General features: G+C 56.2%; 14 protein-coding genes. 4 read left to right on the top strand and 10 right to left on the bottom strand.

What is annotated here, in order from left to right; all coding sequences use genetic code 11:
* Positions 1-72: 72 nt before the first annotated feature.
* The 5 genes from OZ911_RS00165 to OZ911_RS00185 all read right to left on the bottom strand — a co-directional run bounded on the left by OZ911_RS00165 (position 73) and on the right by OZ911_RS00185 (position 8535).
* Positions 73-2070 (bottom strand): heavy metal translocating P-type ATPase, encoded by a 1998-nt coding sequence (locus OZ911_RS00165; RefSeq protein WP_010951452.1) that lies wholly within the window; start codon positions 2068-2070, stop codon positions 73-75.
* A 202-nt stretch (positions 2071-2272) separates the two neighbouring features.
* Positions 2273-2596, bottom strand: a complete 324-nt coding sequence (locus OZ911_RS00170; protein ID WP_003253432.1) for a DUF2790 domain-containing protein — start codon at positions 2594-2596, stop codon at positions 2273-2275.
* Between the two features lie 162 nt (positions 2597-2758).
* The gene (locus OZ911_RS00175; protein WP_010951454.1) at positions 2759-5920 is read right to left on the bottom strand and encodes a CusA/CzcA family heavy metal efflux RND transporter; all 3162 of its coding nucleotides are present in this window, start codon (positions 5918-5920) and stop codon (positions 2759-2761) included.
* A 24-nt stretch (positions 5921-5944) separates the two neighbouring features.
* The gene (locus OZ911_RS00180; protein WP_010951455.1) at positions 5945-7195 is read right to left on the bottom strand and encodes an efflux RND transporter periplasmic adaptor subunit; all 1251 of its coding nucleotides are present in this window, start codon (positions 7193-7195) and stop codon (positions 5945-5947) included.
* Between the two features lie 68 nt (positions 7196-7263).
* Positions 7264-8535, bottom strand: coding sequence for a TolC family protein (locus OZ911_RS00185; RefSeq protein WP_010951456.1), 1272 nt, complete (start codon positions 8533-8535; stop codon positions 7264-7266).
* 403 nt (positions 8536-8938) lie between these two features.
* Between OZ911_RS00185 and OZ911_RS00190 the strand changes: the two genes are divergently transcribed.
* The 3 genes from OZ911_RS00190 to OZ911_RS00200 all read left to right on the top strand — a co-directional run bounded on the left by OZ911_RS00190 (position 8939) and on the right by OZ911_RS00200 (position 11886).
* The gene (locus tag OZ911_RS00190) at positions 8939-10282 is read left to right on the top strand and encodes an OprD family porin (protein WP_003253422.1); all 1344 of its coding nucleotides are present in this window, start codon (positions 8939-8941) and stop codon (positions 10280-10282) included.
* 488 nt (positions 10283-10770) lie between these two features.
* Complete coding sequence (locus tag OZ911_RS00195) at positions 10771-11445, top strand: heavy metal response regulator transcription factor (protein ID WP_003253420.1); 675 nt, start codon at positions 10771-10773, stop codon at positions 11443-11445.
* A gap of 117 nt (positions 11446-11562) precedes the next feature.
* Entirely contained in the window at positions 11563-11886 is a 324-nt protein-coding gene (locus OZ911_RS00200) for a hypothetical protein (protein WP_010951457.1), read from the top strand.
* A 101-nt stretch (positions 11887-11987) separates the two neighbouring features.
* Here OZ911_RS00200 and OZ911_RS00205 read toward each other — a convergent pair whose 3' ends face one another.
* From OZ911_RS00205 to OZ911_RS00225, 5 genes are all read right to left on the bottom strand, one after another.
* Positions 11988-12515: a hypothetical protein gene (locus OZ911_RS00205; RefSeq protein WP_012269855.1), complete on the bottom strand. Its 528-nt coding sequence runs from the start codon at positions 12513-12515 to the stop codon at positions 11988-11990.
* 189 nt (positions 12516-12704) lie between these two features.
* Positions 12705-14102, bottom strand: a complete 1398-nt coding sequence (locus tag OZ911_RS00210) for a hypothetical protein (protein ID WP_230491487.1) — start codon at positions 14100-14102, stop codon at positions 12705-12707.
* Between the two features lie 81 nt (positions 14103-14183).
* Positions 14184-14585, bottom strand: a complete 402-nt coding sequence (locus OZ911_RS00215; RefSeq protein WP_153428583.1) for a hypothetical protein — start codon at positions 14583-14585, stop codon at positions 14184-14186.
* Between the two features lie 736 nt (positions 14586-15321).
* Positions 15322-15729 carry an RcnB family protein gene (locus OZ911_RS00220; RefSeq protein ID WP_016489924.1) on the bottom strand — a complete coding sequence of 136 codons (408 nt, stop codon included), beginning with the start codon at positions 15727-15729 and terminating at the stop codon, positions 15322-15324.
* A gap of 129 nt (positions 15730-15858) precedes the next feature.
* Positions 15859-17157: a sigma-54 interaction domain-containing protein gene (locus tag OZ911_RS00225; protein ID WP_060519819.1), complete on the bottom strand. Its 1299-nt coding sequence runs from the start codon at positions 17155-17157 to the stop codon at positions 15859-15861.
* 221 nt (positions 17158-17378) lie between these two features.
* Between OZ911_RS00225 and OZ911_RS00230 the strand changes: the two genes are divergently transcribed.
* Entirely contained in the window at positions 17379-18263 is an 885-nt protein-coding gene (locus OZ911_RS00230) for an MBL fold metallo-hydrolase (protein WP_016489926.1), read from the top strand.
* The last annotated feature ends 18 nt before the right edge of the window (positions 18264-18281 follow it).

Raw genomic sequence — 18281 nt, forward strand, 5'->3', positions numbered from 1 at the left:
GCTGATCGCGCACGACCCGTACTTCTACTTCAGGTCATTTCCCTGCTTAGCTTCATGATTGAAGCTCAGGGATCAGGTGCTTCTGCGGTAGGCCAACAGGCGCAAGGCGTTGAAGACGACCAACAGTGTGGAGCCCTCATGGATCGCAACAGCGGCACCAATGCTCAAGCCCATGATGGTGGACGGAACCAGGATGGCCACAATCCCCAAGCTGACGAACAGATTCTGGTGGATGATCGATCGCGTGTGACGGCTCAGCCCCACCGCAAATGGGAGTTGCCTGATGTCGTCAGCCATAAGCGCGATATCAGCCGTTTCCAGGGCAACATCAGATCCAGCAGCCCCCATTGCGATACCAACGCTCGAACTGGCCATGGCAGGGGCATCATTGACGCCGTCACCCACCATGGCCACCTTGGCGCTAAGGCGCAGGTTTTTGATGGCCTTGACCTTGTCTTCCGGCATCAGGTCTCCCCACGCTTCATCTAAGCCAACTTGTTTGGCTACAGCCTCTGCAACGCGGTTGTGGTCTCCAGAAATCATGACCATGCGTTCGATGCCCATCTCTCTAAGCTTCTGGAGTGCCTCTTTGGCCCCCTCCCGGGGTGTGTCCAATAGCCCGATAGCGCCCAGATCCTTGTCAGCACGCCGTACCACCATGGTGGTACGGCCTGACTGACGTAGACGCTCCGCAGCCTCCAGGGCTGCCTTGCTGAGTGCGGGAATACCATTGGTACCGAACATCTCGACCTTGCCAATCCAGACGAACTGCCCATCAAGCTCAGCACGCACGCCGCGGCCAATCATGTTGCTCATGTTCTTGGCTTGGAATCGGCGCCGTGTGCCAATCATCTCTTCACCGTCACGCACAATTGCCGCAGCCAGCGGATGGTCGCTCATCGACTCCACAGCGATGGCGACGTTTAGCAGATCCTCGATCTGCGTGCCGCCTATGGGTATTACATCGGTGATACGTGGGCGCCCTTCGGTCAGGGTACCGGTCTTGTCGAATGCCATGGCATTCAATGATCCAAGCTCTTCAAGTGGCGCACCGCCCTTGATCAGCACGCCACCTCGGGCTGCCCTGGCGATGCCAGAGAGAATGGCGCTTGGTGTAGCGATCGCGAGCGCGCAGGGGCTGGCTGCAACCAGTACGGCCATCGCCCGGTAGAACGAGTCACGGAACGGCTCGTCAAGGAAAATGCCGGCAAATAGCAGCCCGACTACCAGCAGTAAAACCAACGGGACGAATATGCGTTGGAAGCGGTCCGTGAATCGCTGGGTCGGTGACTTCCTGACTTCGGCTTCACTGACCATCTTGATGACCCGCGCCAAGGTACTCTCCGTAGAGCGCCGTGTTACCTCAACCTCGATGAGCGTTTCGCCATTGATGGTACCGGCGAAGACTTTCGAGGCTGCATCCACTGCATCTGGCTTGCTGCGTGCGAGTTCGGCATCAGGAACAGGTTGCTTGTCCACGGGGACGCTCTCACCGGTTACTGGCGCCTGGTTGATACTTGAGGAGCCTACGACTACAAAACCATCGGCCGGCAGGCGGTCATTGGGGCGCACGATGACAACGTCACCGGGAACCAGCAGCTCCACGGGCATCTCCACCGTGCCATTTGCTCTGCGTACGATCGCGGTGGCTGGTGCGAGCTTGGACAGTGCCTCAATCGCTTTCTTGGCCCGCCCCATCGCGTAGCTTTCAAGGGAATGCCCCAGACTGAACAGGAACAGCAGCAGAGCCCCCTCCGCCCAGGCGCCGATGCTCGCGGCACCGACTGCGGCGAGAAGCATCAGCGAGTCGATCTCGAAGCGTTTCTGACGGATGTTGGTAACCGCTTCCTTAGTGGTGAACCATCCACCGAACACGTAGGCCGACACGTACAGAATCAGAGGCAGACGATCAATCAGGCCAAGTTTTCCTGCGAGAGCTCCGGCACCCAGGAGAGCACCACAGATCAGCGCGAAAATCAGCTCTGTGTTCATTCCAAAAATGCCGCCATGCTCATGGCTATGACCTTCATGCCCGGCTTGGTCATCAGGGCGTTCAAGCAAACTCTTCATAACTCGTCCCTTCTGGGGTCAAGGCTTCCAATTGCCCTCTGCAGTTGGGGAGCCGTCTCTGTTGGTTGGCTAAGATCTATTGCACGGTTTGCCCGAGCCCAGGCGTTAACATTTCGAAGCTATGGGGTATCGGGCGTAATAAAAAATGCCAGGCACTGCCTGGCATTTATGAATTCTCTAATTGTTCTGTTCAAATCGTTTACTACTTGTTGTTGATGCATTGCGAATACATCGAGTAACGAACAGTCTTGAGCGTGCCCTGGGAGTCCTCGAAGGTCATCAACCGTGGATAGACCTGGCAGGTACGGGGGTCCTGCGACTGACGTACGAATTTCGCAACGTCTATCTTCATGCCATATTTGTAATCCTGAATCTCTGGCATTGGCTTGCCATTTTTCTCCGCGTACTTGGCCACTGCGGTCTGGTGTTCCTTGGTGTATTGAAGCTGCTTGCTCTCGGAGAAAGTGTTGGCCTGCGAAGCCACCGAGAAAACAACAAGTGCAGCAGCGATAATTAGCTTTTTCATAAAACCCTCTCAATTTCAAAACTTCTCGGGCGTAACCTTAGCAATGCATAGGCATCACCGGCATGACGAGAAACTTACAATTTTGAAAGGTAAGTGCATCTACTTCACTTTAAACAAAAAAGCCCACAACACGTGTTGTGGGCTTCTCTTTAGCGGAGGCTGTTAGCTAACCACTTCGGCCTCGTCGCCGTCTTCATCCTTGCGGTGTGCCCAGTGATACAGGGCAGGCAGTACCAGCAAGGTCAGTGCGGTGGAGGACAGGATCCCGCCAATCACCACCGTCGCCAATGGCCGCTGAACTTCGGCACCGGTGCCGGTGGCCAAAGCCATCGGGATGAAGCCCAGGGACGCTACCAAGGCTGTCATCAGAACAGGTCGCAGACGGGTCAATGCACCTTCATCGACTGCCTGTCTGAGCGTTCGTCCCTCCTCCCTTAGCCCGCGGATGAAGGCAATCATCACCAGGCCGTTCAGTACTGCAACGCCGGACAGTGCAATGAAGCCGACACCTGCCGAGATCGACAGTGGGATGTCCCGCAGCCACAACGCCACAACACCACCGGTGAGTGCGAATGGAATACCGGTGAAGACCAGCATGCCGTCCTTCAGGTTGTTGAACATCAGGAACAACAAGGTCATGACCAGCAGCAAGGCGACTGGAACAACGATCTGCAGGCGTTTGGCAGCCGACTGCAGCTGCTCGAACTGGCCCCCCCAAGTCGTCCAGTAGCCCGCAGGGATTTGCACCTTCTTGTCCAGCGATGCGGTCGCCTCCTCAACGAAGGACCCCAGATCGCGGCCTCGAACGTTGGCGCTGACGATAACCAGACGTTTGCCGTTCTCGCGGCTGATTTGGTTCGGGCCCAGTTGCAGGTCCAGATTGGCGACCTGGGACAGCGGGATGAAGCCGATCTGATTGGCACCCTGTGCCGCATTGGCAGGTACCGGGATCAGCAAGCTGGACATACCCGCTACGTCGGTGCGAACGGTCTCTGGTAGGCGTACTACCATGTCGAACCGACGGTCGCCCTCATACAGCGTGCCGGCCTGACGGCCACCCACGGCGATAGCGATCGAGTTCTGAACATCCGCGATGTTCAGGCCGTAGCGTGCTGCTTTTTCGCGGTCAATGTTGATGGTCAGCACCGGCAGGCCGGATGTCTGCTCAACTTTCACTTCCGATGAGCCCGGGACCGCTTTGAGCGCTGCCGCGATCTTGTTGGCGGTGTTGTTGAGCACGTCCATGTCATCGCCGAAGACTTTCACAGCGACGTCACTACGCACGCCCGAAATCAGCTCGTTGAAACGCAGTTGGATTGGCTGCGACAACTCGTAGTTGCTTCCTGGAACACCCGCTGCGGCCTTCTGCACTTCAGCAATCAGCTCATCACGAGGCTTCTTCGGGTTAGGCCACTGATCCTGAGGCTTGAGCATGATGTAGGCGTCAGAGGCGTTCGGCGGCATCGGGTCAGATGCAATTTCTGCGGTACCCGAGCGTGCGAACATCCGCTCAACTTCAGGCACCTGCGCAATCACCGCTTTCTCCAGACGCTGCTGCATCTCGACAGATTGAGTGAGGCTCGTTCCAGGCACACGCATGGCCTGCATCGCAAAGTCACCCTCACTGAGGCTTGGGATGAACTCGCTACCCATACGACTTGCCAGCAAACCACTGAGCACGACCAAGGCTACTGCGGCCGAGAAAGCGATGTTCCGATGTCCCAGCACCCATTGCAGAACCGGTTCATAGCGCAGTCGAGCTGTGCGCATGACCACGCCTTCCTCTTCCTTCACCTTGCCAGTGACGAACATGGCAATAGCTGCAGGAACAAAGGTAACGGACAGGACCATTGCACCCAGCAGCGCCATCACAACGGTGAAGGCCATCGGGTGGAACATTTTGCCTTCGACGCCGGTGAGGGCGAAGATCGGCAGGTACACCACCATGATGATCAGCTGACCGAAGATCAGCGGCCGGCGAGCTTCTCGCGCCGCGGCAAAGACCTCGTGGAAGCGTTCGGTTTTGGTGAGCATGCGGCCATGCTTATGTTGCGCATGAGCCAGTCGACGGATCGCGTTTTCTACAATAACCACGGCACCGTCGACGATGATGCCGAAGTCGAGTGCCCCCAAACTCATTAAGTTGGCACTGACCTTGTTGTTGAACATGCCTGTGAAGGTGAACAGCATGGACAGCGGAATCACCATCGCGGTGATCAGAGCCGCACGGATGTTGCCGAGGAACAGGAACAGAATGGCGATAACCAGGATCGCGCCTTCCACCAGGTTCTTCTTCACCGTCGCGATGGCTTTTTCAACCAGGTTGGTACGGTCGTAAACAGTCACAGCCACCACGCCCTTTGGCAGGGTGCGGTTGATGTCCGCCAATTTGGCGGCGACAGCTTGAGATACGGTGCGGCTGTTTTCACCAATCAGCATGAACACGGTACCGAGCACGACTTCGCGGCCGTTCTCAGTAGCAGCACCTGTACGGAGCTCTTTACCGATGCTGACGTCAGCAACGCTGCTGATGCGAATCGGTGCACCATCCACACTGGTGATCACGATGTTGGCGATGTCTTCGATATTGCCTACCTGACCCGGTGCACGGATGAGCAACTGTTCACCATTACGCTCGATGTAGCCGGCACCGACGTTGGCGTTGTTACTTTCCAACGCTGCGACCAGGTCATTGAGTGTCAGCTTGTAGGTAGCCAGGCGCTTTGGATCCGGCGCAACCAGGAACTGCTTGGCATAACCGCCGATGGTATTGATCTCGGCCACACCCGGGACGTTACGCAGCTGAGGCTTGATGATCCAGTCCTGGATCACGCGCAGGTCGGTCGGGGTGTACGGCGTACCGTCCTCTTTGACCGCGCCATCTTCGGCTTCAACAGTCCACAGGAAGATCTCGCCGAGGCCGGTAGATACCGGACCCATGACGGCCTCTACACCTTCTGGCAGCTGTTCCTTCGCAACCTGCAGCCGCTCGTTGATCAACTGGCGGGCAAAGAAGATGTCAGTGCCATCCTTGAAGATCACGGTGACCTGAGACAGGCCAGAGCGAGACAGGGAACGGGTCTGCTGAAGGCCCGGGAGACCGGCCATGGCCGTTTCAACTGGAAACGTGATCCGTTGTTCGGTTTCCAAGGGCGAGTAACCAGGCGCTGCAGTGTTGATCTGCACCTGGACGTTGGTGATATCGGGTACCGCATCGATGGGCAGCTTTTGATAGCTGTAGATACCGATACCCGCCATGATCAGAACGGCGATCATTACTACGATGCGCTGCTCGATGGCGAATCTGATGATACGTTCAAACATGAGAAATCATCCTGTCAGTTCGCATCAGTGACCGTGTTCGGCAGAAGCTTTGCCGAGCTCGGACTTGAGTGTGAAGCTGCCACTGGTTGCTACCTGGGCGCCGGCTTCAATACCGTCGATGATTTCCACGTACCCATTGTCGCGGCGACCCAGTTTTACCGGGCGGGTGTCAAAGCCATCTGGGGTGCGTACGAATACCGAAGGTTTGTCTTCAACGGTCTGCACAGCGTGCTCAGGGACCGCTACGGCAACTCGATCGGTCTGGGAGGTGACCGCAATGTTTACGAACAGGCCTGGACGCCAGGCGCCGTTGGGGTTGGTCAAGGTGACGCGGACAGTAGCTGCACGGTTTTGCTCGCCCAGCAGGCTGCCGACATAACCCACCTTCCCTTCGACCTCGACGTTCATGTCAGGCGAAGAGACTTTCACTGCACGGCCAGTCGTGACCTTGCCCAGATCTGTCGGCGGAACTGCGAAGGTCGCCCAGACCTGATTCAGGTCGGAAAGGATGAAGGCGTTGGTCGCCTCGCTGACGACTTCGCCGACGGTCAGGTGTTTCTCCACTACCACGGCGTCGAAGGGAGCGCGGAGCTCGTAACGATTACCGCCAACGGAGTTAACCGAGGCACCGATTGCGCCGACCTTCTGCTTGGCGTTGGCCAAGGAGATCTCCGCTTCTTGCAGCGCTTGGCGTGCTTGGAGGTAGTCTTGCTCTGCAGAGATCTTGTCCTGCCACAGTTGCTTCTCACGTTCGAAGGTCACACGCGCCAGTTCGACGCGACGCTGTGCGGCCTGTTGTTCGCTGCGCAGGTCAGAGATCTGCTGGCTGGCGATTACCGCGAGGACTTGCCCTTTCTTGACCGTCTCGCCCAGGTTGGCCTGGACAGCCTCAACAACGCCAGGAACACGAGGAACCACGTGGGCAGTACGATCTTCGTCGAAGCGAATTTCGCCAGGGAAGCTCACGACGGTACCGAGGTCACGAGGCGCTGCAGCTTCCAGGGCAACACCAGCGGCCTTGATCTGTTCAGCGCTGAGCGTCAGCTTGCCCTCTTCTTCACCGCCCTCTTCGCTGTGGCCTTCTTCACCATGGCCCTCATCACCTTCCTCTTTGGCGGCAGATGCGGCTTTCTTTTCGTCGCCATGGCCATCGTTAGCGCCATGCTCGGCAGTACTGGCGGCCTGCTGTCCGGAACTGTTGTTCCAGGCAAGGCTGCCAAATCCGAGGGCTGCCACAGCGGCTACCGCGAGGGCGATCTTGCGTTTGTTATCCATTGCTACTCCTGCTGATCGTAGGCACCGGCTTGTTCAAGGCTGTGTGCCGAAGAAAATGTTTGGCCCGTTCAGCGAGTGCCGGCGGTTGAGCCGACTTCGCCATAAACCCTTTCCACCTGCGCACGCGCATTGGTCGCCGCTGCCAACGATTCGAGGTATTGGCCACGAGCGACGATCAAGGTGCGCTGGGCATCCAGCACTTCGATGAAACCGAATTTGCCCATCTCGAAGCCGCGGGTTGCGGTCTCTACGGCTTGTTGGGCTGAAGGCAGAATGGTCTTGTCGTAGGACTCGACCTCCTGCATGGCGGTGGACCATTGGTTCAACGCGGTTTGGGTTTCGGTGCGCAGGCGCAGCTCAACAGCATTGCGCTGGTCCCGGGCCTGATCTGCACGACGAGAAGCGGAAAGAATGTTGCCCTGGTTACGATCGAACAGCGGCAAAGGCATAGACAGGCCCACAGTGTTGACCCGCTCGCGCACAGAGCGGTCGTACTGGCTACCTACACTGACAGTAAGGTTCGGGATACGCTGAGCTTTCTCTGAGCCGAGCGAGGCATCGCTCTTGTCTATCTGCACCACGGCCTGACGCATTTCTGCTGTTTGGTCGAGCTTAGCCAGCAGATCTTCAGTGCGAGGTGGCAAGCCCGGGGAGAGGGTTGGCGATTCGAGTCGATCAAACACGGTGACTGAGCTCCCGGTAATTTGAGCGAGCTGTTGGTAAGCGGTCGCTTTTTCCGTTTCTGCACGTCGAACTTGCAGCTGGGCTTCGGCCAGTTGCACTTGAGCGCGGGTCGCCTCCACTGGGGACGACTTACCTGCGCGAACACGGCCATCGACGATGCGAAGACCGCGCTCAGTCAGTTCGAGAGATTGCTTGGCCAGGTCGAGACCTGTCTGGGCCCGCAACGCGGCGTAAAAGGCTTGGACGACATCTGCACGCAGGCCGTTAACGCGACGGTCTAACTCAAGCTGTGCGGCGGTCTGCCCGTATGTGGCGACGTCAACACGAGCCCCCCGCTTACCGCCCAGCTCAAGGGTCTGGCTGAGAGAGACAGTCGTCTGGCTGGTGTTACGACGGGTGTCTTCCACGTCATACGAGATTGTGGGGTTGGGGATAAGCCCGGCCTGCTTGCGAGCACCATCAGCGATCCCAATTTCTTGCCTGGCCGCGGCCAGGTCTGGGTTGGCATCCATGGCCGTCGAAAGCGCCTGGGGCAAGCTGATGCTTTGGGCAAGGGCTGCAGGCGCCATCAACCCAGAGATGACTGCACAGAGTGCAGCGATCTTCCAGGGCGAGACGGGGGTCTTGGGTAAGACATTGCGGTTATACCGGGGCACTTTGATGGTCCTCGTGCACAAACTTCGATAAAGCTTGGCGAGAACGCCGAAACAGCTGCCAAGCCCCACTTGATTAGGTGATGGCACTCTAATGAGCGGTAGCTATCAGAGGGGTGGCTAGAAAATTACAATTCCGTAAGAATGTCCTGTAATGCCCGAAAATACTGGGAAACCAAACCCGACACGATGATTTCGTTACAAGCAACGGAGATGGCAAACACGCGGTGCGAAGGCCCGAACAACAGGTAGATGACGAAATTGTAATTTTCCTATCACCCCCCCGTTATCTTCGGCCTGCAAATATGAGCTCGCGCTACGCTAGGCGCGCCGCCTGGTCAGAACAATTAACGACACCCGCGCCGGTAAACATAATAAAAACTGCCGTGAATCAAAGGAGCATCGGATGAAAATCAAAGTACCACTGTATTTGGCGGCAGTTTCTGCGCTGTCTGGAAGCTATGCTATTTCGGCACAGGCAGAAGACAAGCCAGAAGGCTTCATTGAAGGCAGCAGCCTTACAGTGCTGAACCGTAACTTCTACTTCAACCGTGATAACCGCGACAGCACTGCCCCCACTTATAACAGTGGCAAGGGCAACACCAACGGCTACTCCGAAGCCTGGGCGCACGCGATCATCAGCAAATTCAACTCTGGGTTTACCCAGGGAACCGTTGGCTTTGGCGTTGATGCCTTCGCCATGATCGGCCTCAAGCTCGACACCGGTGATGGGCGCAACGGCGGCCGTAGCTCCTTCGACGTGCTACCCGTTGATAACAAGGGCGAAGCTCGCGACGAATACACCAAGGTCGGCGGCGCAGCCAAAGTCCGCTTGTTCGATACCATCGTGAAAGTAGGTGATGTTTTCCCATCGACTCCGGTCGTTGCATCCGGCGACTCTCGCCTGCTGCCAGAAAGCTTCCGCGGCGTGACCGTTGAGAACACCAGCATCCAAGGCCTCACCCTGCAGGGTGGTCGTCTGCATGCGATGAGCCAGCCGGTCTCAAGCAACCTGAACGACAACTTCGTGACGTTCTACGGCGGCCCGGTCAACTCGCCATGGATCGGTTACGGTGGCGGTGACTACTCGATCAACGACAACTGGACTGTGAGCGTCTACGCCAGCCAGCTGAAAGACGTCTGGAATCAGTACTACGCCGGCACCAGCGTGGTTTACCCGCTGAGCGACGATCTGGCGCTGATCGGTGGCTTCAACTACTACAAAGCCGTAGATGAAGGTAAGAAGCGCCTGGGTGAATTCGACAACAACATCTGGAGTGCCAAGGTCGGCGTGCGTTACGGTGCCCATACCCTAGCCCTGTCGCACCAGCGCAACAACGGCGACGACGATTTTGACTACCTGCGTCAGTCGGACTCGATTTTCGTCGACAACTCCATCCAGTACAGCGACTTCAACTCGCCGAAAGAGCGTTCCTGGATGCTGCGCTATGACCTGAACTTCACCAGCTACGGCATTCCAGGCCTGACGTTCATGACCCGCTACGCCAGAGGCTCGGGCGCGGATTACTCGAACGCTAACCAGTTCTACATGCGCACTGATGACAACGGCAACCCGCTCGACAATCAGAAGCGTTGGGAGCGTGACGTCGAAGTCAAATACGTTGTCCAAACCGGTCCAGCAAAAGATCTGTCCTTCCGGTTGCGCCAGGCAACCACACGTGCCACTGCATTCGAATCGGATCTGGATGAAACCCGTGTGATCATTGAGTACCCGCTTTCGATTCTGTAATTCGCTAACTGGACCAGTTATTCATTAACTGGTCCTATTAGTAAAACGAGCATTACGAATTCACCTTGAGTGGCTTAAGTGCTCCTTTGGTAAAAGGTGGATATTTGGCGCCCATTGGGCGCCTTTTTTTGCCTAAAATTCAAGTAGGCGTTCGATTGTACGCATCGCATGCCGGTGAAGTTCATGACTACACCAATGACCAGTCTCTTCAATGTGAGCGACCTCGCCGTCATCTGAGCGGAACGAAGCCAGCACAAAGAAGAAAATAACCCAATACTTCATAAGGTCAAATCACCTGCTGGAGAGAGGGCCCGCAACTGTCAAACCCAAACCGCGACAAGATATACCGCCAGACTATCAACTGTATTACCTAGAAATTACAAATCCGTCATTTGAGCCCCGGCACGCTCATTTTGATTTACCATCCCTTTCAATAATGCCGGCGCGCGTGCGCGGTTAATTGCTCAGTGATATCGAGACAAAATCCCATGCGAATTCTGGTAATTGAGGATGAAGTAAAAACTGCGGAGTATGTGCGTCAAGGTCTGACGGAATGTGGCTATGTCGTAGATTGCGTCCACACCGGGTCAGATGGATTATTCTTGGCTAAGCAGCACGAATATGAGCTGATTATCCTGGATATAAATCTGCCAGAGATGGACGGTTGGCAGGTCCTTGAGTTGTTGCGTCGTAAAAACTGCCCTTCCCGTATCATGATGCTGACGGCGAGAAGCCGGCTGGCGGATAAGGTCCGGGGGCTGGAGAACGGAGCAGATGACTACCTGATCAAGCCATTTGAGTTCCCTGAGCTGCTGGCCCGGGTTCGCGCCTTGATGCGCAGGTCAGATCACCCTGCATCCGTAGAGGTCATTCGCGTCGCTGACCTGGAGCTTGATCAGAGCCGGCACAGGGCATTCAGGGACGGTCAGCGCATTGACCTGACCACGAAAGAATTCGCGTTACTGCATTACCTGATGCGTAATACCGGTGTGGTGCTGAGCCGCACCCAAATTATTTCGCAGGTTTGGGATATGAATTTTGACTGCGACACAAACGTTGTAGAGGTGTCGATTCGAAGACTCAGAGCCAAGATAGATGACCCTTTCGAGACCAAACTGATACATACGCTTCGGGGCGTAGGGTATGTGCTTGAAAAACGATAGTTGCCAAGCTCTCTAGTACCGAAAATCCGCTACATGCTCCCGTCGCTTGCGAACTTGAGGTTTCTGTTTACGATCCGCGGCGCTGATTCCTCACTCAACAAATGAGGTAGGCTGTACATGAGGTATAGCATTGATTATCAGCAGGTTTCGCAAGGACAATCCGATGCCAGCATTGATGCCTGTCCAGCTGACATTGTCTTCAACAGCGACCATGGCCTAGCTCTTATCCCGTGCGTTGGCGATGTTATCAACCTCCCCTCTACGGCGGTCAAAGAAGGGGTTTGCGGCATCGTTAGATCAAGGATTTTCAATTATCTCAGAGGTCCTGAAGAGCTGTACTGTCACGTCAATATTCTCGTTGAGGAGGCGGACATCAATTTCGAAAGTCTCATCTCGGAATACATGCGCAATCAGTCACGTGCTCGCTCGCCTTCTTCATAAAGTCGAAGGCGGGCCAGTCCATTAATGGTTGTGTATGGGTGAGGGTTCAGCAGAGCGAGCGCCTACTGAGCACCAGAGATGAATAGTCACAGCCTAGTGGTTTAACGCGGTACTGCTGGTGTACGCAGGGCCGGACTCATTGTTTTTTGAATGGCGCATTGCAGCACATAGAAATATAAAACCCCGGAAGCAAATACGATTGCGGACAGATAAGCAAACTCAGAGTCTAAAACCCCGGAAACCATATACAATTTAATCGTGATAGAACCCATAATAATTCCGGTACAGTACATGACGCCTGTGAACTGATTGCCCAAAAAACTCAGTATGCCGCTGAAGGCATTGTTCGCACTCAACAGCATTGCTTTCAGTATCGTCCAGCCGAGAACTGGCAGAAAAGCCTTGATCATGAAGGCGAATAACATCGACGATGCAAACAGTTTTATCGGGGTTTCTGCCCACGGCTTGATGGTGCCGTCTACTTCAACGCCGGTATACAAGATGATATTCAGAATAATCGCCATAAGGGTGCATATGCCGAGGCGTATCATTTCCCGCTTAAGCGGGGCCATCATTATCACTGCGTGAATCTTGTTTCCAAAGTATCGTTTTAGTCCTTGGATCGACATTTTTCTTCCTATGCTCTCGGGTATGACGCTGTTGTAGCGTTGTATGACGGTCATGCTTTTACCCGAAGAGAGGTGACGCTTCAACGGTCCTGAATTGCGCAGGGGATCTCATGTCCTTCCCCTGGCTGGGTAGCTTGCTGAGAAATTCTCATCTACCTGCGTGGCAACGATGCGGCCACCCCGCCGCCGTCAGAGCTCTGGAGGACTGGCTGCTGTCAGCAACTCATCGAGTGACGGAACCTTAGCGTTTGCACTGAGGACGAGTGTTCTGGATCGGAGTATGGATACATCAAAGAAAGATTCGCACTCGACTCTTCCGTTTACTTCTCTCCAGTGGGTGACTTCTGGTATCAACTCATTAGGCACCGGGTATAGTGCCATAGGGTTATGGAATACCTCCACTTCAGCAGACCACGGCTCGTAGCCATATTGCGGCCAGAGCTGACCGTAGTCGCTGGACGCTACATCCAACAGAAATGGGATACCTCGTGATGCTCCCGGAGAACGGTCGAAAAACTCACCAAACCGCAAGTATCGGTACCCGTCTAGATGAGCTCCACCTGAGATCGGCACTCGGCTGAGCTTTGGCACTGTGCAGGCATTGGTGAAAATGACCGCTGAAAGATGGGCATTTTCCATTAGCGTAAATAGGCCGTTGGGGCGCCCTGATAGCAGAGATGTCTCTTCCTCCACAGTTATCAGGTGCGTACCACGATGCGCAGATGAGTGAACTGCAAAGCCATAGAGATAGCTGATGAGCGACTCCCTGCTCCACAGCATTGAACTGGGCGCATGGAAATCGGCTAAGGCCAGAATGAGCGGCTTACCCTCCACGTGCGGTAGGGATTCGTAACGCTTGTCCAATTTGTTTTGGATGGTCCTCGCAAACCTTTCTGCAGCCGCTCCTAAGAAACGCTCATGTCGGTCAGCGGGTGGGGGGACCGGCGAGGCGCCAAAATGCTCATACCGCTCTTCCGGGTTGGCTGTCACTGCTTCAACCCAGGCCTCATCTCCCAGCCTATTCTCGATGTGAAAATCGGGTGATTCTTTAGGCTGGGTGACCAAGAGTCCCTGTTCACGAAAAATCGCTAATAGGTGGGCTTCCCAGAGGCGGGTGTGAAAATTCTCAGTCTGGCAATCGGGAACCCAATTTCTGTCTGGGGATGGCAGTGCGAGATACAGTTGATTCAGCGCCCACGCCCCAATACGGCGGCTTGGATCAAATAGTGATTTGAACACCACGCTTGGTGTGCGCTTACCCATTCTGCTTAGAGGAGCACGTCGTCGTTCACCTGAAGGGAGTGGAAGCGGATGGGCTTGGGTATAGAGAAAATGGCTGATTGAGGCGCGGGCTTCAGACTCGCCAGTGGTGCGCTCACTATGGCTGAGGAGCACCCACACGCTATCGACACGACGCCGCAAGGTGACAATTCCGAAGCTGCCGGCATGGATATTTCGGGTTAGAGCGGCACAAGAAATTCCGTCCTCACTAAGCCATGCCCCTACTGGCGGGCTGTCCCCAAACCCCAACCCTCGTGGAAGCGACAAAGCGATTAGATCGAACATCGGCGCAGCAATTTCTTTCATTCGCTGATCTCGGCAGCCGTCAAAATGCATTCCATCAATGCCTCGGAGCGTGCCCGCCGGCGATGGCATCGGTGGAGGTACCTATTGAAGAAGGGGGCTTTGCTCCACCAGGACGTCTCGGTTGGTGAAGATGGTCTCAATGGTTGCAGCCTCGGCAGCCACATGAGTCTTTCGCGTGATCTCTTCAAGGGCCAGTTCGAGCCGGTAGTCTTGGAAATACTCGTACAGCTTTTCAGAGCTCTCGGATATCTCCTCCCCACCATTTTTTGCGAACAAGATGTGGATGATCGCTGCGAGTGGGAGGGAGATGTCGAGATCCTTCTCTTCTGCATCTGACTCCGAGTTCAAACCGTCGAAATACCTCTCCAGATGATTCTGGAGCTCCTCAAGCCAGAACTGAGATAGGTTGCTAGGTAGGGAGCTTTCAGGCCCGGTCAGAAGGACTTCATCTCTGAATAGAGCCAGCAGATTGGGGTTTGCCATGGAGGACCTCACGATTAGATTTGAGAGCAACTGGTCAGCATAGTCCACCTCAAGATGACCACCTCCTTGACGCCCATCCTGGTGCTCCTGAGCATCAGACGAGTGAATCGCCCCGAAACCTGTAGATACAAAATGACCGCTTCTCGCCGTTAGCTGCCTTTCTTGAAGGACAGCTTTGGGTCGATAGCGGCCTTCGTGGAGGTTGGTGTCTACGGGGTCGGTTTAGTCATTCTGAATCTCCGGTTTCACCTCCGTGAGGCCGGCCATCGTCATGCATCAGATCTTGATTGACACGCGTGCCGCTTTGGATAGCCTTGCAATTGAGGGCTGCAACTGCGCATTTGTCGGGCCTGGGTACCAGCATGAGCCCCCGCAATTTTGGCAGCAGAGGAAGCTGGTTCCTCTGAAGTAGTGACGGCGGGCATTGCCAGTCGGATTCTGAACCCAAGGTCGCCAGACTAGGAGCTAAAGGATCGCTGCGACTACTCCTCATCCCTTACCGAAAAGTCACGCGTCGGTCGTAAACGGCCCTTTCCAGGCCAATCAACTTTTGTGATTGGTGAGTAGGGATTTCTCGGCTTTTCTGTGAAAAGCACCCCTTCATTTCACAAAAAAAATGGCGAAGATTCCAATTTCACGGGGTCTGGCCTATCACCTATTTTGTGAACCTACACAGGTGTAATTCGCCAGGCACTAAAAAGCCCGCTGATGCGGGCTTTTTAGTGTCTGCAAAAAATCAGTAGCCGGTAAGAATGTTCACGATCCTGCCACTGGCGATCGACATCAACACATAGTCGCCGTTCACGTACAGCCAACGGTGGTCACGCGGTGGCGCATACAGGTGGCGGGCTTTCCAGTCGGTCACCCAGTAACGGTCACCACGGTAATGTGGATCAACTGCATGACCACGCTGCCATTGCTGGTGCGGTACAGGCATACCTGGCTGTGGGCGGAAGTTCGAGTCACGGTAAGCAGGGCCGCGGCCATTGTCATGTCGGCCCTGTTGCTTGGGCTGGCCATGTGGCGGGTTGCCTTGGTGCGATGGACCGCCATCATGTCGATCGGGTGGGCCTGGCTGCGCGAAGCCGGCCAACGGTGCGCTGAGCATGAGCGCGGCGCAGATCACGGTTAGGGTTTTCTTCATTTGCTGCGGTCCTCTGCCTGTTATCGTCTGGCCAGTGCTGACTGCCAGATGCGGTTAACTGATCAGACCACGATTTTTTACGTTTAATGTCAGGGCGCAGGTAAAGGTCCGGTAAAGTCTGCCGCCTATTCAGTTCAGTCCGAGTGCCTTCAAGCGGCGATACAGTGTACGTTCACTCATGCCAAGATGGCTGGCCAGTTCGCTACGCGAGCCCTTGAACTCTTCCAGCGCCTGCGCCAGCTCACCCAGGTGGGTGCGACGGCCACCTGCCGTGTTCGCTGCCACCGGCCCGATATCTTCCGGCAAGTGTTCAGGGCGGATCAGCCCGTCATCGGCGAACAGCCGCGCCCTCTCCAGGATGTTGCGCAGCTCGCGGATATTGCCCGGAAACGGATGCAACCCAAGTTGCTGCAAGGCATCGTCACTCAGCGTGGGCGTTGGTTTACCGGCCGTGGCCATGCGCTGCAGCAGGCTTTGCGCGAGCAGCGGCAGGTCTTCTACCCGCTCGCGCAATGCCGGCAGGCGAATCGGAAAGCCGCTGATGCGGTAGTACAGGTCTTCACGGAAGGAGCCCTGCGCAACCATCTGCTTGAGCGGCTTATGGGTAGCGGATACCAGGCGAAAATCTGAATGCACTGTGCGCAGGCTACCCACCGGGCGGAAGCTGCCGGACTCGATCAGACGTAGCAGTTTTACCTGCATCGCCAGCGGTACTTCGCCGATTTCGTCGAGAAACAGGGTACCGCCATGTGCCGCCTCAGCCAGGCCGATCTTGCGCTGGTGGGCACCGGTGAACGCACCTTTCTCATAACCGAACAACTCGCTTTCGAACAACGACTCGGTCAACCCGGTGCAGTCGACTACCACCAACGGGCCGTTTGCTCGGGGGCTGCCCATGTGCACTGCACGCGCGAACAGCTCTTTACCGCTACCGGACTCACCCTGCAGCAGCACCGGGATCTGCGCTGGCGCTGCACGTTGCAGGCTGGCCAAGGCAGCCTTGAAGGCTGGTGCGCGGCCCACCAGGCCCTGCTCCTGAGGTTGCGCTGATGCGAGAGTGATGGTGGTCAGGCGTTCGACAAACGCCACCACCCTGCCCTGCTCATCCAGAATCGGGCGCAGCTCGACATCCACATGCTCGGGGCCGCGTGGTGTGTGATGCACATGCAGCACTCGCTCGGGCACCTTGCTGTCCCACGCCTTGCGCATTGGGCAATGCTCGCCGGCCTGGTCGCACGGTACGGCATAGTGGTGCGAGACCTTATGGCATTTTTCACCCAGCGGCGCCTGATCATGCTGGCCGAACTGGCGGCGATAGGCGGCATTGGCGGCCAGGATGTTGTAGTCGGTATCCAGCACGATGGCCGGCAGGGCATCGTGCTCAAGGTAGGAAACCAGAGCTAGGATGAGGGGATGGGCTTCAGGCATGACGGCACCGTTTGGATGAACGGCGCAGCGTAACAAGGACTGCCAAACACTGCCATTGGCTGACAGTCGACTGCCACCTGCCTTGCCAGTATCGCTGCCAGTCGTCTTGACCGGGCCGGTTTCATTGGCGCAAGCGCGGTAAAAGGCCTGGCATGCATCTTGATACACCTCCTGGCACTGCCTACGCCTTGCAAGGCGGGGCAGATAAATTGGAGAACGTGATGATCATCGGCAACAACCTTCACGTGGACGCCTTTTACGACGAGGCGACCTCGACCATCAGCTACCTGGTCATGGACCGTGAAACCCGGCAATGTGCATTGATCGACAGTGTGCTGGATTACGACCCCAAGTCCGGGCGCACCTGCAGCGCTTCGGCGGATCGCCTGATCGAGCGCGTGACCGAGCTGAACGCCAGCGTGCGCTGGGTGCTGGAAACTCATGTACACGCCGACCATCTTTCAGCGGCCGCCTACCTGAAGGAAAAGCTGGGTGGCCATACCGCGATCGGCGCTCACATCACCCAGGTACAGAAAGTATTCGGCGCCTTGTTCAATGCAGAGCCTGGCTTCGCCCGTGATGGCAGCCAGTTCGACGTGCTGCTCGAAGACGAGGAAGGCTTGCGCATCGGCAACCTGCACGCCCGGGCACTTCACACACCTGGGCACACCCCCGCGTGCATGAGTTTCATGATTGAAGATGCGGGCGAGATTGCAGTGTTCGTCGGTGACACCCTGTTCATGCCCGACTACGGTACTGCCCGCTGCGATTTCCCTGGGGCCGATGCCCGTACCCTGTACCGTTCGATCCGTCGTCTTCTGGCTTTCCCTGACCATACCCAGCTGTTCATGTGCCACGACTACCTGCCAGGTGGCCGCGACATGCAGTACGTCACCACCGTGGCCGAGCAGCGCGCCAGCAACATTCATATTCATCAGGGTGTCGACGAGGACAGTTTCGTCGCCATGCGCGAAGCCCGTGACAAGACCCTCGACATGCCCGTGCTGATCCTGCCTTCGGTGCAGGTGAACATGCGCAGCGGGCACTTCCCCGCGCCGGAAGAGAACGGCGTGAGCTATCTGAAAATCCCGCTGAACAAGCTGTAACCGCCCTGCCCCATAATC

This window comes from Pseudomonas fortuita, from assembly GCF_026898135.2.
Classification (GTDB): domain Bacteria; phylum Pseudomonadota; class Gammaproteobacteria; order Pseudomonadales; family Pseudomonadaceae; genus Aquipseudomonas; species Aquipseudomonas fortuita.

Bases quoted from the DNA above. Each gene is read 5' to 3' on its own strand.
- OZ911_RS00165 (WP_010951452.1), bottom strand. From the start codon at position 2,070: ATGAAGAGTTTGCTTGAACGCCCTGATGACCAAGCCGGGCATGAAGGT.
- OZ911_RS00170 (WP_003253432.1), bottom strand. From the start codon at position 2,596: ATGAAAAAGCTAATTATCGCTGCTGCACTTGTTGTTTTCTCGGTGGCT.
- OZ911_RS00175 (WP_010951454.1), bottom strand. From the start codon at position 5,920: ATGTTTGAACGTATCATCAGATTCGCCATCGAGCAGCGCATCGTAGTA.
- OZ911_RS00180 (WP_010951455.1), bottom strand. From the start codon at position 7,195: ATGGATAACAAACGCAAGATCGCCCTCGCGGTAGCCGCTGTGGCAGCC.
- OZ911_RS00190 (WP_003253422.1), top strand. From the start codon at position 8,939: ATGAAAATCAAAGTACCACTGTATTTGGCGGCAGTTTCTGCGCTGTCT.
- OZ911_RS00195 (WP_003253420.1), top strand. From the start codon at position 10,771: ATGCGAATTCTGGTAATTGAGGATGAAGTAAAAACTGCGGAGTATGTG.
- OZ911_RS00200 (WP_010951457.1), top strand. From the start codon at position 11,563: ATGAGGTATAGCATTGATTATCAGCAGGTTTCGCAAGGACAATCCGAT.
- OZ911_RS00205 (WP_012269855.1), bottom strand. From the start codon at position 12,515: ATGTCGATCCAAGGACTAAAACGATACTTTGGAAACAAGATTCACGCA.
- OZ911_RS00210 (WP_230491487.1), bottom strand. From the start codon at position 14,102: ATGAAAGAAATTGCTGCGCCGATGTTCGATCTAATCGCTTTGTCGCTT.
- OZ911_RS00215 (WP_153428583.1), bottom strand. From the start codon at position 14,585: ATGGCAAACCCCAATCTGCTGGCTCTATTCAGAGATGAAGTCCTTCTG.
- OZ911_RS00220 (WP_016489924.1), bottom strand. From the start codon at position 15,729: ATGAAGAAAACCCTAACCGTGATCTGCGCCGCGCTCATGCTCAGCGCA.
- OZ911_RS00225 (WP_060519819.1), bottom strand. From the start codon at position 17,157: ATGCCTGAAGCCCATCCCCTCATCCTAGCTCTGGTTTCCTACCTTGAG.
- OZ911_RS00230 (WP_016489926.1), top strand. From the start codon at position 17,379: ATGATCATCGGCAACAACCTTCACGTGGACGCCTTTTACGACGAGGCG.